Annotated in this window: 25 protein-coding genes and 3 tRNA genes; 20 read left to right on the top strand and 8 right to left on the bottom strand. The window is 65.9% G+C overall.

Annotation, left to right across the window (positions count from 1 at the left end):
• The 18 genes from FA85_RS17195 (at window position 1) to FA85_RS17120 (ending at window position 8,054) form a co-directional block, all read left to right on the top strand.
• Window positions 1–252 carry a hypothetical protein gene (locus FA85_RS17195; protein ID WP_036114511.1) on the top strand — a complete coding sequence of 84 codons (252 nt, stop codon included), beginning with the start codon at window positions 1–3 and terminating at the stop codon, window positions 250–252.
• Window positions 249–536, top strand: coding sequence for a hypothetical protein (locus FA85_RS17190; protein WP_036114514.1), 288 nt, complete (start codon window positions 249–251; stop codon window positions 534–536). Before FA85_RS17195 ends, FA85_RS17190 begins: the two co-directional genes overlap by 4 nt.
• Window positions 533–901 (top strand): hypothetical protein, encoded by a 369-nt coding sequence (locus FA85_RS17185; RefSeq protein ID WP_036114517.1) that lies wholly within the window; start codon window positions 533–535, stop codon window positions 899–901. The genes FA85_RS17190 and FA85_RS17185 overlap by 4 nt, the downstream gene beginning before the upstream one ends.
• The gene (locus FA85_RS22580; RefSeq protein ID WP_255349734.1) at window positions 898–1,032 is read left to right on the top strand and encodes a hypothetical protein; all 135 of its coding nucleotides are present in this window, start codon (window positions 898–900) and stop codon (window positions 1,030–1,032) included. Before FA85_RS17185 ends, FA85_RS22580 begins: the two co-directional genes overlap by 4 nt.
• Before the next feature lie 111 nt (window positions 1,033–1,143).
• Window positions 1,144–1,359: a hypothetical protein gene (locus FA85_RS17180; protein WP_036114519.1), complete on the top strand. Its 216-nt coding sequence runs from the start codon at window positions 1,144–1,146 to the stop codon at window positions 1,357–1,359.
• Window positions 1,359–1,880 carry a single-stranded DNA-binding protein gene (ssb, locus tag FA85_RS17175; protein WP_036114522.1) on the top strand — a complete coding sequence of 174 codons (522 nt, stop codon included), beginning with the start codon at window positions 1,359–1,361 and terminating at the stop codon, window positions 1,878–1,880. The genes FA85_RS17180 and ssb overlap by 1 nt, the downstream gene beginning before the upstream one ends.
• 34 nt (window positions 1,881–1,914) lie before the next feature.
• Window positions 1,915–2,136, top strand: a complete 222-nt coding sequence (locus FA85_RS17170; RefSeq protein ID WP_036114525.1) for a hypothetical protein — start codon at window positions 1,915–1,917, stop codon at window positions 2,134–2,136.
• Between the two features lie 9 nt (window positions 2,137–2,145).
• Entirely contained in the window at window positions 2,146–3,054 is a 909-nt protein-coding gene (locus FA85_RS17165) for a recombination-associated protein RdgC (RefSeq protein ID WP_036114532.1), read from the top strand.
• Window positions 3,054–3,467, top strand: coding sequence for a hypothetical protein (locus tag FA85_RS17160; RefSeq protein ID WP_036114539.1), 414 nt, complete (start codon window positions 3,054–3,056; stop codon window positions 3,465–3,467). Before FA85_RS17165 ends, FA85_RS17160 begins: the two co-directional genes overlap by 1 nt.
• Entirely contained in the window at window positions 3,464–4,462 is a 999-nt protein-coding gene (locus FA85_RS17155; RefSeq protein ID WP_036114542.1) for a DNA-methyltransferase, read from the top strand. The genes FA85_RS17160 and FA85_RS17155 overlap by 4 nt, the downstream gene beginning before the upstream one ends.
• Window positions 4,459–5,007: a FaeA/PapI family transcriptional regulator gene (locus FA85_RS17150; protein ID WP_036114546.1), complete on the top strand. Its 549-nt coding sequence runs from the start codon at window positions 4,459–4,461 to the stop codon at window positions 5,005–5,007. Before FA85_RS17155 ends, FA85_RS17150 begins: the two co-directional genes overlap by 4 nt.
• A 2-nt stretch (window positions 5,008–5,009) precedes the next feature.
• A complete protein-coding gene (locus tag FA85_RS17145; protein ID WP_036114549.1) occupies window positions 5,010–5,339 on the top strand; it encodes a hypothetical protein in 330 nt (109 codons plus the stop codon).
• Between the two features lie 2 nt (window positions 5,340–5,341).
• Window positions 5,342–5,692 (top strand): hypothetical protein, encoded by a 351-nt coding sequence (locus FA85_RS17140; RefSeq protein WP_036114553.1) that lies wholly within the window; start codon window positions 5,342–5,344, stop codon window positions 5,690–5,692.
• Window positions 5,689–5,862 (top strand): hypothetical protein, encoded by a 174-nt coding sequence (locus tag FA85_RS21990; protein WP_156108767.1) that lies wholly within the window; start codon window positions 5,689–5,691, stop codon window positions 5,860–5,862. Before FA85_RS17140 ends, FA85_RS21990 begins: the two co-directional genes overlap by 4 nt.
• Window positions 5,859–6,320, top strand: a complete 462-nt coding sequence (locus FA85_RS17135) for a hypothetical protein (protein ID WP_036114555.1) — start codon at window positions 5,859–5,861, stop codon at window positions 6,318–6,320. The genes FA85_RS21990 and FA85_RS17135 overlap by 4 nt, the downstream gene beginning before the upstream one ends.
• Before the next feature lie 8 nt (window positions 6,321–6,328).
• The gene (locus tag FA85_RS17130; RefSeq protein ID WP_156108768.1) at window positions 6,329–7,255 is read left to right on the top strand and encodes a hypothetical protein; all 927 of its coding nucleotides are present in this window, start codon (window positions 6,329–6,331) and stop codon (window positions 7,253–7,255) included.
• Window positions 7,252–7,833 carry a hypothetical protein gene (locus FA85_RS17125; RefSeq protein WP_197056576.1) on the top strand — a complete coding sequence of 194 codons (582 nt, stop codon included), beginning with the start codon at window positions 7,252–7,254 and terminating at the stop codon, window positions 7,831–7,833. Before FA85_RS17130 ends, FA85_RS17125 begins: the two co-directional genes overlap by 4 nt.
• Complete coding sequence (locus tag FA85_RS17120) at window positions 7,830–8,054, top strand: hypothetical protein (RefSeq protein ID WP_036114561.1); 225 nt, start codon at window positions 7,830–7,832, stop codon at window positions 8,052–8,054. The genes FA85_RS17125 and FA85_RS17120 overlap by 4 nt, the downstream gene beginning before the upstream one ends.
• Before the next feature lie 4 nt (window positions 8,055–8,058).
• Here FA85_RS17120 and FA85_RS21985 read toward each other — a convergent pair whose 3' ends face one another.
• On the bottom strand, window positions 8,059–8,280 hold the full coding sequence (locus FA85_RS21985; RefSeq protein ID WP_156108769.1) for a hypothetical protein: 222 nt from the start codon (window positions 8,278–8,280) through the stop codon (window positions 8,059–8,061).
• Window positions 8,277–8,543, bottom strand: coding sequence for a hypothetical protein (locus FA85_RS17115; protein ID WP_036114565.1), 267 nt, complete (start codon window positions 8,541–8,543; stop codon window positions 8,277–8,279). The genes FA85_RS21985 and FA85_RS17115 overlap by 4 nt, the downstream gene beginning before the upstream one ends.
• A 63-nt stretch (window positions 8,544–8,606) precedes the next feature.
• On the opposite strand from FA85_RS17115, the gene FA85_RS17110 reads away from it, so the two are divergent.
• Together FA85_RS17110 and FA85_RS17105 are read left to right on the top strand one after the other, a co-directional pair.
• Entirely contained in the window at window positions 8,607–8,813 is a 207-nt protein-coding gene (locus FA85_RS17110; RefSeq protein ID WP_036114568.1) for a hypothetical protein, read from the top strand.
• Window positions 8,814–9,953, top strand: coding sequence for a site-specific integrase (locus FA85_RS17105; protein ID WP_036114572.1), 1,140 nt, complete (start codon window positions 8,814–8,816; stop codon window positions 9,951–9,953). It begins immediately after the preceding gene.
• Window positions 9,954–10,022: 69 nt separating this feature from the next.
• On the opposite strand, the gene FA85_RS17100 is transcribed toward FA85_RS17105, so the two are convergent.
• The 6 genes from FA85_RS17100 to kdsB form a co-directional block, all read right to left on the bottom strand.
• A tRNA-Leu gene (locus FA85_RS17100) sits at window positions 10,023–10,109 on the bottom strand.
• 52 nt (window positions 10,110–10,161) lie between these two features.
• Window positions 10,162–10,235, bottom strand: a tRNA-Cys gene (locus tag FA85_RS17095).
• 78 nt (window positions 10,236–10,313) lie between these two features.
• Window positions 10,314–10,389 (bottom strand) — tRNA-Gly (locus FA85_RS17090).
• 38 nt (window positions 10,390–10,427) lie between these two features.
• On the bottom strand, window positions 10,428–11,042 hold the full coding sequence (pgsA, locus tag FA85_RS17085) for a CDP-diacylglycerol--glycerol-3-phosphate 3-phosphatidyltransferase (protein WP_036114575.1): 615 nt from the start codon (window positions 11,040–11,042) through the stop codon (window positions 10,428–10,430).
• A gap of 49 nt (window positions 11,043–11,091) precedes the next feature.
• Window positions 11,092–12,915, bottom strand: a complete 1,824-nt coding sequence (gene uvrC, locus FA85_RS17080) for an excinuclease ABC subunit UvrC (RefSeq protein WP_036117967.1) — start codon at window positions 12,913–12,915, stop codon at window positions 11,092–11,094.
• A 279-nt stretch (window positions 12,916–13,194) separates the two neighbouring features.
• Window positions 13,195–13,980: a 3-deoxy-manno-octulosonate cytidylyltransferase gene (gene kdsB, locus FA85_RS17075; RefSeq protein WP_036114578.1), complete on the bottom strand. Its 786-nt coding sequence runs from the start codon at window positions 13,978–13,980 to the stop codon at window positions 13,195–13,197.
• Between the last annotated feature and the right edge of the window lie 26 nt (window positions 13,981–14,006).

Genomic DNA, 14,006 nt, shown 5'->3' with positions numbered 1-14,006 from the left:
ATGGGCACCAACGAACGCAACGCGAAGTACCAGGCGCTCGCCGAGAGGGCGCAGGCGCTGGTCACGATGACCAACCAGCTGATCGCGGATATCGAGTCCGACATCGCCGCTCCGGCTGATGCAGCTTTCCATGCCAAGGACGCGTTCGCGGGCCTCTGCCGCGTGCATCACGCACTGCTGGATGCCATCTCCGAAGTCCGCGTCTACCACTACGAAGCCATGGCACGTAATGCGCAGCAGGCGGCGGCATGAGCTTCTTCAACGGCATGAAGGTGCCTAGCTCGCTGATGGTGCTGGAAATCTGCCAGTCCTACGTCGACGACGCCGCGCAGTTCCCCGAGCAATTCAAGCCGGGCGTCGTCAAGGCGCACCAGAGGGCATACGCGCAGGCGCAGGCTGATCTGGCGGAGCTTCTTCTGGCGATCGAGCCATTCGCTCGTCACAACAGCAGCGAGGCGACGGTTTCTGTCACGCTGAATTCGAAGGACGTGACGCGCCTGCGCTCCGCCCTGGCTCGAGTGGAGGGCGTCGCATGAGCACCCAGACCGTCCAGCAGCGCCGCGCGCTCCGCTACGCCACCTTGAAGACCGAGGGCGATCGCGAAGTCCGCGCCGCCCAGCAGCTCATGCACTCGGAATCGTCCACGCCCACCCTGCAGCGGTACGGCGAGAGCCCGGTCGGCATCTTCCTGATGCTCATGATCGGCCTGGCGATCTTCGCCCTCGCCGCCTGCGGCAACTTCCGCCCGAGCACCACGCACCCGGCGTCCACGATGACGCTGCCGAACATCCACGCCAACTGTTCGCACGGGTTCAAGACGCGGCAGACCGGCTCTATCGGTGCGTACGGGACGCCTGTTGTCGAGGTGACCGACGAGCCGTGCGAGGGGCGCCGCCGATGAAGCGCGCAATCGCCTGGTGGATGTCCGCGCCGTTTGACGAGCGCACCGCCGCCCTTCTCGTCCTGACCATCTGGACCCTCGGCGCTCTCGCCTGGGTCATCGATCCCGCCGCTTCCCACTCCTCCCCCTGAGTGGCTGCGGGAACCGCGGCTGTATCCCCCCCCCCCTGCTGCCGCTGACGGCCCGGAAAGACGGGCAACTTTTTTCAACACGCCGGCCTCGCCGGCAAAGGAATTCGCACCATGAGCAAGACCCCGACCCGCATCTACGCCGTGAAGCACCAGAGCGAGAAAGGCCCGCGCCTGGTGCGCGCCACCTCGCAGGCTGCCGCGCTGCGCCACGTCGCTATGGATGAGTACCAGATCCGCGTCGCCTCGCAGGATGACCTGGTCATCGCGTTGCACGACGGCGCCGAAGTGGAGACCGCCTCCGTGACGACCGAGAGCGAGCCCGCCTGATGGCTCGTGGCATCAACAAGGTGATCGTCGTCGGCAACCTCGGACAGGATCCCGAGACGCGCTACACCGGCAGCGGCACGGCGATCACCACGCTCAGCATCGCCACGTCCGAAGCCTGGACCGACAAGCAGACCGGCGAGAAGCAGGAACGCACCGAGTGGCACCGCGTGAAGCTGTTCGGGAAGCTCGCCGAGATCGCAGGCGAGTACCTGAAGAAAGGTCGCCAGGTCTACATCGAGGGCTCGCTGCGCACGGACAAGTACACCGACCGCGACGGCATCGAACGCTACACCACCAACATCATGGCCAACGAGATGCAGATGCTCGGCGGCCAGCCTTCGGACCGTCCGGCAGACCGTTACGGCGAATCGAAGTTCGGCGGCGGTGAGCGCGCCAGCGGCAAGTCTGGCAAGGGCCGTGCGCAGCGCGACCACGACCAGCAGCGCAGCCACGACACCCCGCCACCGTCCAACGGAGCCCCGGTCAACGACGACTTCGACCGAGACGACATCCCTTTCTGAGTAACCGCCGGCCGAGCCGGCAAGGATTCCGCACGTGTACGTGACCGTGGACATCGACCCCGAGGAAGTCATCGACGCGATGGAAGCGTCAGACCTTCGCAAGCACGGCGTGGTCCGGATGGACGCCCTCGGCTGGGACGAAGTCGCGGCACGCATCCGGCGCCGCGACTTCTCCGGAGCGGCCGACGCCATCAACGAGATCGCTCGCAAGACCGGCACCTATCTGCCGTCCTTCGCCCTCGCCGACATTCACTGAGGACAGCCCATGTTCTACCGCAACCTCACCCTGTTCCGCTTCTCGCCGCCGGTCGCTGACGACCTGTCACGCCTTGACGGTGTGCTTGCCGAGCACCGCCTGCGCGCCGTTGGCCCGATGGAATGGTCCACGCGTGGTTTCGTCTCGCCCTTTGGCCGTTCCGAGGTGGCTCTGACGCAGTCGATCGCCGGGCGCACGCAGTTCATGGCGGGCTTCCAGGACAAGATGCTCCCGACCTCGGTGGTCAACGACAAGCTGGCCGAGCGCGTGCAGAAGATCGTGGACGACGAGGGCCGCAAGGTCTCCGGGCGCGAGCGGAAGCGCATGAAGGACGACCTGCTCAACGAGCTGTTGCCGCGCGCCTTCGTCCGTAGCAGTCGCATGGCCGCCTACGTCGACGTGCGCGGCGGCTGGCTGGTAGTCGACACGGCGAGCCGCAAGGCTGCCGAGAACCTCCTATCCATGGTCCGCGAAGCGCTAGGCAGCTTCCCCGCCGTACCGCTCGCCCCCGAAGAATCGCCGCGCGTGCTGCTGACCCACTGGGTCGCCACCGGCGAGCTGTCGCCCGGGTTTGTCCTCGGTGACGAGGTGGAGCTGCGCGACCCGGCCACCGCGTCCGGCGCGATCGCACGTTGCCGCCGGCAGGATCTGGATACCGACGAGGTCCGCGAGCACCTCCGCACCGGCAAGCAGGTCTTCAAGATCGGCCTGGTGTTCGAGGACCGCATCAGCTTCGTGCTGGGCGAAGACCTAGTCATCCGCAAGCTGCGCTTTACCGACGTCGTGCTGGACGAGCAGCCGGACTCGCCCGAGAGCGCCGCCGCCGAGGCTGACGCCAACTTCGCGCTCATGGCCGCCGAGTATGCGCGTCTGCTCTCGAAGCTGGCCGACCTCTTCAAACTGCCGAGGCCCGAGTAATGGCCGCGGCGCCGATCTACGCGAACGTCCGTGACCACGAGCGTGACCAGGCGATCGTCGCCGCGCGCTCCAGCGCCACCACGGCCGAAGTCGCCAACCAGTTCAACATTTCGCCCGGCGCCGTGCGCGCCGCCTGCCGACGCGTGACGAAGGCCAAGGTCTACGACCTGTTCCTCGAGCGGGACGACGGCACGCGCATGAGCATCGGGCCGGTGATCACCCATAAGGGCTTCACGGCCGCATGCGTCGGCGCCTTCCGCACCTATGGCGAGTTTTTCCGCGGCTGCGAACTGCCCGGTTGGCGCATCGCCGACAGCTCGGGCAGCTGCAACACCCTCGAAACCATTCGCGAGAAGGCGTCACGGCACGAAGTGCTGTGGGACGACCTCGCTGAGATCCCGGAGAACGTATGACCGTCACTATCCACACAGGCGACTGCCGCGACGTGCTCCGGTCCTTGGCGGACTGCTCGGTGAATACGTGTGTCACCAGCCCGCCTTACTTCGGCCTGCGCGACTACGACGTGCATGGACAGATTGGCCTTGAGCAGACGCCGGAGGCGTTCATTGCCGAGCTGGTGGATGTGTTCCGCGAGGTTCGGCGTGTCCTGCGTGACGACGGCACGCTCTGGCTGAACATCGGCGATAGCTACGCCAACGACGGGAAGTGGGGCGGCGCCAGCGGCGGAAAGCACGCGAAGGCACTGCACGGCGATACCGGTGTCGGTCGCCGAAAGGTCGTTACGGGCCTTAAGCCCAAGAACCTCATGCTCCTGCCGGCTCGGGTCGCAATCGCGCTTCAGGCCGACGGCTGGTACGTGCGCCAGGACATCATCTGGAACAAACCTAACGCCATGCCGGAGAGCGTCACCGATCGGTGCACAAAGGCGCACGAGTACCTTTTCCTGCTGAGCAAGTCGGAGCGCTACTACTTCGATGCGGAGGCCATCAAAGAGCCGGCGAAGGAGTGGAGCGGTCGCGCAGCCACCTTCGATCGCGTTGGCAACCCGGTCTCAGAACACGTCCTGCCTGGGCAGAACGCCGCGCAGCATCGTCCGCGACCGTCCGTTAAGCGTGGCGGCTTCAATGGCAAGACCGAAGCCATGGCTTCGAGTGGCCGCAATGCGTTCCGCGCGGTTGTCCCGATGCGTAACAAGCGAAGTGTCTGGAACGTTGCCACTAAACCCTACAAGGGAGCGCACTTCGCCACTTTCCCGAAGGAGCTCATCCGCGACTGCATCCTCGCCGGATGTCCCGCCGGCGGCACGGTGCTTGACCCGTTCGGCGGTGCCGGAACGACCGGTGTCGCGTCCGAGGAGCTTGGCCGTGACTCGGTCCTGATCGAGCTCAATCCGAAGTATGTAGGCATGTCGAACACTCGTCTCGGCTTGGCCGGGAGCGCAGCATGACCGTCTACTACCCCACCATCAGCCCCGCCGAGTTCGAGAAGGCCATGGCCCGGGCGTGCGTGCGCGCGATCACGAAGGCCGAGCGCTACGAACCACTGCGCGGCGGCGACCAGACGGCAGTCCAGTACGGACCGCTGATCCGCGAGATCGCTGACGAGGCCGACCTCTCGGTTCCACAGACGCGGCGCAGGCTCCAGGCGCTGCAGCTCGCCGGCAAGGTGATTCGCGACGACCGCCGCGGCGGCACGACGGCTTGGTGGCTCGTGGGCCTGGCCGATGCCCAGCGCCCGGTCGCCCCGGCGGCGGTCGCCGCTGTTGCGCCGCCGGTCCGTCAGGCCCTCACGGCCCCGGTCGCCGCGCGCCAGCACTGGAGCGACGTCCTCGGCGTGCCGTTCGACTGCTCGACGAGCGAAGCCCGCGCTGCTTTCCGGTCCGCCGTCGCAGCCCTTGACCAGGCCGACCCGGACTATCCCAACCAGAGCCGCCGCGTGCGTGACGCCATCGATGCGTGCTGCCGCGACCACGAAATCCAGATCGAGGAGTGAGCATGCGACCCGATGCCGACGCAAAGATTATCGATGGCGAAATCGTCATCCGCCTGTCCTTGGACACCATGGCGTTCGCCGCAGAGCGGTCGCCTGCCCTCGAATCCTATTCCGAGGAAGCATCCGGCTACCTGATGCCCCTCATCACCGACCGGGAAGCCTTCGCCAAGGAACTGGTGCACTGCCTCAACAAGGAAAGTGAGGACGGCTCGACCATGGTCACGGATATGTTCGACGCCGCATTCAGCGCAGCCGCCGACGCAGGCGCTGCGGGAATTGTTTTCCCGGACGAAGCCGAGTACCCCACTGCCGCCAAAGAAAGGGAGGACTGACCATGGATACCCCCATCCAGCCGATCCACTTGTTCGAGCAAGCTCGCCTCCCTGCACGCGATGCAAAGGGCTGGGTCGAACACCCGGACCTCGCCCGCTTCCACGCGGTGCCGTTGCGAGACGATGAGGGCTTCGTGGACGCGCAGCGTCTCAAGGAAGCCGGGCTGACCTACATGTGGGTCGAGTTCGAATCCGACGCGCCCGACGCGGTGCGTGACGCCTATGACGCGAATCCCGCGGCAGGCGCTCCCTCCTGGGGGCCCACGCCGCCGACCGACCGCTGCCTGCTCGCAGGGATCTGGGAATGCGAGTTCGGCCCGGTCGCCTACTTCGTTTTTCCGGTGTCCCCATGAAGCCGACCACCGAACGCCCCGAAGCCTGCGCGATCGACGGCAAGGTCCACGTCTTCGTCGGCGGCTACCACCAGGTGATGTCCGTCGAAGCTGCCGAAACCCTCACCACCAAAATTTCCGACGCCGTCGCCCAGGCGAAGGCCAGCGCCAGCGAGGAACAGAAGGCATGACCAAGTACGCCCAGGGAACCACCGTCAGCAGCGACAAGAGCCGCGCGGAGATCGAGGCGACGCTGCGCCGCTATGGCGCGACGTCGTTCATGTACGGCTCGGCGCCGGACCGCGCAGTGATCGCCTTCGAGGCGTTCGATCGCCGTGTGAAGTTCGAGCTGCCGATGCCTGACCCCAAGGCGCAGGAATTCTCCCGGACCCCAGGCCGTGGCGACGTTCGCAGCCCCGCGGCAGCAGCTAAAGCCTACGAGCAAGCCGTACGCCAGAAATGGCGCGCGCTGGCCCTATGCGTCAAGGCCAAGCTCGAAGCAGTGGATGCTGGCATCACCACCTTCGAGGCCGAGTTCCTCGCGCACATCGTGCTGCCCAACGGCCGCACCGTGCACGACGAGGTCTCGCCCACCGTAGCCATCGCCTACCAGTCGGGGAAGGTCGTCCCGCTGCTCGGCAAGTTCTGAGGTAACCCATGAACGATGCAACGAATGCCGTACACGGCAAAGCGGATGTGCCGAATGCCGAGCCCTCGCCCGAGCGCCGCATGCTTCACGTCATGCGCGCCTACAACGACAGTCTGCTCGACCAGGGCGACGAGGGTCGCGCCAACGCTCGCGCGATGAAGGCGGCGCTCGATGCCCACCAGTCCATGGCGGGTGAGCCGGTCGCCGAAGTGGTCGAGTGGGAGGAGGATGACGGAACCACGAAGCACGTCGTCTCCTTTCTTTGCCCGCTTGCTGAAATACCGGTCGGCGCGAAGCTTTACGCAGCCCTTCCGAACGCCGAGCCTGCGCAGCCTGTAGAGGCGGTGGATGGCCTCGCGGCGACGACGTTCATCTGCCACCTGATCGACAACCACGAGGGCGAGAAGGTGACCGAAGAGTCGCTGCAATCGTGGCTCGCGGAAGCCCTCGCCCATCCCCGCCCCACGGTGACGCCCGAGCTTCGCGACTCTGATCTACACGCGTCCGCACCGGGCCAGCACCACGAGATTGCGCTCGCGGTCAGGGAGCACATGAACCGCCGCTCGGCTCCGGGCGTCATCATGTCGATGGCGTACACGGCCGTACTGCACGCGCTTTCGAACGCCGCCCCCACGGTCGAGCAGGCTGGGGAGGTGGTGGGCTACTTCTGTAATGACACTGGCGACTTCCTTTCGGTGCAGGGGTACGCCTGGCATACAGAGAGCGTTAGGCCCCTCCCTGGGTATGTCCCCGTAGGGCCAATGCCGCGCCCCGTGGGCGTGCCGGATGGTTGGAAGCTCGTGCCGGAGACGCCTACCGAGTCGATGCTGGATGCTGGCTGGCCCTATCCGGACGTGCGCGACTTCGATCGCAAAGGCGCCTATGCGGATCTGTGGGCCGCCGCGCCCGCTCCGGGTAAGGGTGGTGAGGCATGAGCACCGACAGCGCCACCCTCACCCAGCTGATCGCCATGTTCCGCCAGCGCGAGCAGGTCGGCCTGGCCAAGTACGGGACCACCGTCGACCGGGCGGACCTGACGCCGGCACAGTGGCGCCAGCATCATCGCGAGGAACTCATGGACGCCCTGCTTTACTCGCTGGCCGACGAGCGGGAGCAGGCCGAGCCCTTCCAGGCTCGCGTGTCGATGTGGATGGACCAGTGCTTCCTGCCGTCCCTCTACAGCAACATGACCGAGCGCGGCGATCGACTGCTCGAGGAAGTGCTCGAACTGCTCCAGTCGAAGGGTTACGACCGCGTACGCGTGGCCACGCTGGTGGACTACGTCTTCAGTCGCCCTGCAGGCGAGCCTTCGCAGGAAGTCGGTGGCGTCATGGTCACCCTTGCCGGCTACTGCTGGATCGCAGGGCTCGACATGCACGCTGACGGCGAGCGCGAACTGGACCGCATCAACCAGCCCGAGGTCATGGCAAAAATCCGTGCGAAGCAGGAGGCGAAGAACGCTCTGCACTTCGACACGCCGCTGCCTGGCTCCGTGCCGGAGGTGCAGCCGTGAGCCTCGACTGGATCAGGCGCAATTACATCGTGCCGGCGCGTCGCGGCGCGCGCATCGCTTATGAAGGCGGTATAGGGGCTCCGAGGTACGGGACGGTGGTGGGCGCACGCCAGCAGTACCTGAAAATCCTGATGGATGGCGACTGCAAGCCGGGTCTATACCATCCGACATGGTCAATCCGCTTCCTGGACGCAACCGCGCCGGAGGTGCCCCGTGGCTGACCTCTCACGCTCCATGCCCACGGTCGCCCGGCTGTACACGCAGGGCCGATATCGCCGCGCCAGCGTCAAACCCGGCCCGGGCCGCGCGCTCGTCCTTCGGGAAGACGCTGAGCGGGAGGCGCGCGAAGCCTATGCGGCAGGTGTCGATGCTGGCCGTGCCGAGCGCGATCATCTGCATGCCGAATATCCGGCAGATATCGGTATAGCGAATAACGGGGAGGGTCAACGTTGACGCCTATCCAGAGGACGCTCCGCATGCTTGGACTCAATCTTGTCGTCGATCGAGGCCCGGAGCGCGCCCGTTACCTCGCCTCCCTCCACAGCCTTGAAGATGGTGGATCCGACCTGCCAATGAACATTCCACTCGTTGTCCGGGGTTCTGGCACGAATCCACTCCAGCACCACGTTTTCCCCGTCAATCCGGTACTCCGCCGTCCACGTGACCGTCGTGCCGTCCTTCAAGATCGTTGTATTCGTGGCCGTGACCATGCGTAAACTCCCCATCCTGATGAATGGCGCCATGGTGCGCGACCACGCGGAGGCCGGCAACCCGTGAATCACCACATCATCGACACCGCCGAGCTGCGACGCATATCCGGGCTGACGCAGTCGGCTGCGCTGAAACGCTGGGCCAGCAATCAGGGCATCCCGCTAGCCGACGGCGCCGACGGTCCGTGGACGACGCTCGAGGCGATCAACAAGGCGCTGGGGGTATCCTCGGCTGCCAACGACCGAACCTATTCAGCGGATATCGTGTAAATGCCCCGAGGACGTCCCCGGCGGCCGGACGCCACCATTCCGGACCACATCGACCAGGCGAAGCTGCCGAAGGGCTGCTACTGGGATCGACGTGACCGGGTCTGGTACACGGTCCTGCCCGGGGCGAAGGCGTCACGCCGGAAGGTGGCCGACGCCTCGGCGCTGATGTCCGACCTGCACCGCGTCATGGAGCAGCTATCCGGCATCGATCGCCGGTCGCTGGACTACGTCATGGAGCAGTTCGCCGGCAGCGAGAAGTTCCGGAGCCTCGCGCCATCCACCCAGGCCGGATACGAGAAGTGCCAGCGGATCGCCAGCGCTTTCCCCACGGCGGCCGGCAAGCTCGGTACGCTCGCCGTGCGCGGCATGACCGCGCCGCTGATGCAAAAGATCGTCGACAAAATCGCCGACCAGGGCACACCGACGAAGGCGAACGCGCTGCTCCGCTACCTAAGGCGCATGTTCCGGTGGGCGAAGAACCGCGGCTACTGCGAGATTAATCCCTGCGCCGGCCTCGAGCAGGCGACCGAACGGAAGCAGCGCCGCCTCCCCGATGACCGCGCGCTGGCCAGCCTGCTCGGTTTCGCCATGGCGCGGGGCGCCTACACGGCGCACCGCGAGGGCGCCGTGGCGCCTTACCTGTGGCCAGCCGTCGAACTCATGTATCTGTGCCGACTGCGGGGCATCGAGGTGATCACCCTCGCCGATGATGCCGAGCTGCCCAACGGACTGATGACCAACCGCCGAAAGGGCTCGCGAGACAACATCGTGGAGTGGACGCCGCGGCTCCGGGCGGCGTGGGACGCAGCGAAGGCCAGGCGAGACGAGATCCTCGGCGCGCGGCGCATGCCAGTGCCCATGCAGGCAAAGGATCGTGTGGTCTTCGTCAACCAGACGGGCGGTCCGCTTGCAAAGAGCAGCTTTGACAGCGCTTTCCAACGACTGATGAAGCTCGCGATCGCCGAGGGCGTGCTCACTGCCGAGCAGCGCTTCGGCCCGCACGACCTGAAGCGCAAGGGCATCACGGACACGAAGGGAACGCGCGGCGAGAAGCAGCAGGCCAGCGGCCATAAATCCCAGCAGATGCTGGACGTTTACGACTTCGACGTGCCGGTCGTCGGCACATCCGAGAAGCCATGACTTTTACGGTGATTTTTACGGGTGTGACTTACGGCGGTCGTTGCGATGCGCGAAACCCGTTGGTAGGACTGGTGCCCGGAGTGGGACTCGAACCCACATACCCGTAAGGATGAGGGATTTTAAGTCCCTTGCGTCTACCGATTTCGCCATCCGGGCGTCACAAAGAAAAAAGGCGCAACCGCGTTAGCGGATGCGCCCTGGAATGCGATGGAGGCCGAGGTCGGAATCGAACCGGCGTACGCGGATTTGCAGTCCGCTGCATGACCACTCTGCCACCCGGCCATCGCTTGCGCAGCGCGAAGAGTATCGCGTGGCGCTTAAAAAACAAAACCTCGGGTGACCGAGGCTTCGTAAAATCTTTGGAGCGGGAAACGAGACTCGAACTCGCGACCCCGACCTTGGCAAGGTCGTGCTCTACCAACTGAGCTATTCCCGCGTCGTTGTCCAGCTATTCTAAATCACGACGGCAATGTGTCAACCACCTTGCACGGGTTTTTTTTCATTTTCGTTCTCATCCTCCGCATCGCCCCGCAGCGCGGGCCACGCGGCGCGCAGGTAGTCCAGACCGGACCAGATGGTCAGGATGCCCGCGATGACCAGGAGGGCCTCGCCGATGTGGTACAGGCGCAGGGTTTCGGCGTCGTGCTGCAGAAGCAGGACGACGAGGGCGACCATCTGCATGGCGGTCTTCAGCTTGCCCAGGAAGGCGACCTTCACCCGTGAGCGCGCACCGATCTCGGCCATCCACTCGCGCAAGGCCGAGACACTGATCTCACGCCCCACAATCACCGACGCCGTGACCGCCAGCAGGATGCCCTGCCAGCCGCCGGGGTGCGACTGCACCAGCAGGAACAGCGTCACCGCCACCATCAGCTTGTCCGCGACCGGGTCGAGGAAGGCGCCGAAGGCCGAGGTCAGATTCATGCGACGCGCGAGGTAGCCGTCGAGCCAGTCGGTGAAACCGGCCAGGACGAAAACCAGCGCGGCGGTCAGGCTCGCCCCGCGGAACGGCAGGTAGAAGACGACAACCATCACCGGCAACAGCAGCACGCGGAAGAGGGTCAGCCAGGTCGGGAGGTTGATGCGCATAGGTCAGCCAGTACGGGAGAGGTCGGTGCGAGCCGACACCTCCGTTCGATCAGGGATGCAGCATGGCATAGATGCGTTCGGCGAGCCCGCGATCAATGCCCTTTACGCTCATCAGTTCTTCGACGCCTGCCGCTTCCACGCCGGCGAGCCCGCCGAAAGCCTTCAGCAGCGCCGCGCGACGACGTGCGCCGACACCGGCCACGTCTTCCAGCGTACTGCGTTCGCGGGCCGCCTCACGCCGACGGCGATGCCCGCTGATCGCAAAACGGTGCGCTTCGTCACGAACCGCGGCAACCAGATGCAGTGCGGGCGACGATGTGCCGGGATGCAGGGTCTTCCCGCTTTCCGCGAGAACCAGCGTTTCTTCGCCCGCGCGGCGACCCGGCCCTTTGGCCACACCCACGACGCGAATGCCTTCCACGCCCAGCTCGCGAAGGACGTCCACCGCCTGCGCCACCTGCCCCGTGCCACCATCGATCAGCAGGATGTCAGGCCTGACGCCGCCTTCGACGACCTTCTTGAACCGGCGCGTCAGCGCCTGGTGCATGGCGGCGTAATCGTCGCCCGGGGTGATGCCTGCGATATTGAAACGACGGTAATGGGATTTTTCAGGACCTTCGGGGCCGAAGACCACACACGAGGCCACGGTCGCCTCACCCATCGTATGGCTGATATCGAAGCACTCGATGCGACGCGGCATGACGTCCAGTGCCAACACCTTCTGCAGATCGTCGAAGCGCGCCAGCAGGGTGTGCCGACTGGCGAGCCGCGACGTGAGCGCGGCGCCCGCGTTACGCTGGGCCATCTCCAGGAAGCGCGCACGCTCACCGCGCACGCTCGGCTTCAGCGAAACCGTATAACCCGCATGCTCGGAGAGGACGGACGCGAGCACGTCGATGTCCTCGACGGTGTCGCTGAGAATCAGCTCACGCGGCACCTGCCGCTCGAGGTAGTACTGCGCGATGAACTGCGCGAGGACGTCGCCCAGCGACGCATCGGTACCCAGTCGCGGGAAGAAATCGCGCGATCCCAGGCTGACGCCATTACGGAAGAACAGCACGCTGACGCACGCCATGCCGCCCTCCATGCTGCAGGCGATCACATCCATATCGGCGCTCGCGCCTTGCACGAAGTGCTGTGCCTGGAGCCGGCGGAGGGCGGCGACCTGATCGCGTAGCGTCGCCGCGCGCTCGAAATTGAGCGACTGACTGGCGGTTTCCATGGCCACGGCCAGTTCATCGATCACCGCACTGCTGCGCCCTTCGAGGAACATCTCGGCGTGGCGCACGTCATTCGCGTAATCCGGCACGTCGATCAGGCGCACACACGGTGCGCTGCAGCGGCCGATCTGATGCTGCAGGCAGGGCCGGGAACGATTCCTGAAATAGCTGTCCTCGCACTGGCGCACCTTGAACAGCTTCTGCATGAGGCCGAGGCTCTCGCGCACGGCGAACGTGCTCGGGTACGGCCCGAAATAACGGCCGGGGCCCGTCTTCGCGCCCCGATGGAAAGCCAGTCGCGGGTATTCGTCGGTGCTCGACAGGTAGATGTAGGGATAGCTCTTGTCGTCGCGCAGGACGATGTTGTAGCGCGGTTTCAGCGACTTGATCAGCTGCGATTCGAGCAGCAGCGCCTCGCCCGCGGTGCGGGTCAGCGTCACTTCCGCGCGCGCGATCTGCGACACCATCGAGGCGATGCGCGGATCCATCGGCGGCTTGAGGAAATAGTTACTGGTCCGCTTCTTGAGGTTGGCGGCCTTACCCACGTACAGCAGCTCGTCCTCCGCGTCGAAATAGCGGTAGACGCCAGGCGAGGTGGTGAGATGACGAACGAAGGCCTTGCCGTCGAACGGATGCGACTCGGTGTGCTCCATACCGGTCATTTTACCGCGTCCGTGTACGCCGGACGCGAAAACGCCGGCATGGGATGAATCATGCCGGCGCCGGACCTTCCGTGGGAGCGTCGCCGTCCTTAGGGGGAGAGCTTGGCGACAGGGATAGGTTACGTCGCCGCCCTATGCGGCGCGCCCGGCGGAGGCCGACGCCGGGCCTAGGCAAGCGCCTCGGCCCAGCGTCAGCGATCCCCTACACGCCGGCGCGACGGGATCGATTCTTACGCAATACCAAGGCCTCGGCGGGCCAATCGCGCCGGCTCAGCCCTTCAGCTGCGCCGCCACCCAGCGCTCGGCCCGCTCCAGATCCTCCGCCGTGTCGATCCCCGGCGGGAACGGCTCCGGCGTCGGCCGGACCGAGATGGCATAGCCGTGCTCCAGCGCCCGCAGCTGCTCCAGGGACTCGATCCGCTCCAGCGGCGTACGCGGCAGAGCCGCCAGACGACGCAGGAAGCCCGCACGGTAGGCGTAGATCCCGATGTGGCGCAGGAACGGGACATGAGGCGGCAGGACGCCGCGGTCCTTCGCGAACTCGTCCCGGGCCCAGGGCGCGGGCGCCCGGGTGAAATACAGCGCCCGGCCGTTCCCGGACCGGACCACCTTGACGATGTTCGGGTCGAAGAATTCCTCGGCGTGCTCGATCGGGGTCGCCAGGGTGGCCATCGGCGCGTCGTCCCCGGCCAGGGTGGCCACCACGGCACGGATACCCGCGGCGGGCGCGAACGGCTCGTCGCCCTGCAGGTTCACCACGATGGTGTCTTCCGGCCAGCCGAAATGGTTGACCGTCTCCGCGATGCGGTCGCTGCCGGACGCGTGGTCCTCGCGCGTCATGCAGACGAGGATGTCGCCGCAGCCGCGCAGCTCCTTCGCCACGCGCTCGTCGTCGGTGGCCACCACGACCTGGGCGGCACCCGCCTGCCCTGCCCGCGCCGCCACCCGACGAATCATGGACTCGCCGGCGATCTTCAGCAGGGGCTTGCCCGGCAGGCGGGTCGACCCGAAACGTGCGGGTACGACGACGACGAACGGGGGAATCTTCTCGGCCATGAGGGCTTCCGGTCTCGGGGAGACGG

Source organism: Luteibacter mycovicinus (assembly GCF_000745235.1).
Lineage (GTDB): Bacteria > Pseudomonadota > Gammaproteobacteria > Xanthomonadales > Rhodanobacteraceae > Luteibacter > Luteibacter mycovicinus.
This window is presented reverse-complemented; position numbering and strand designations above follow the sequence as displayed.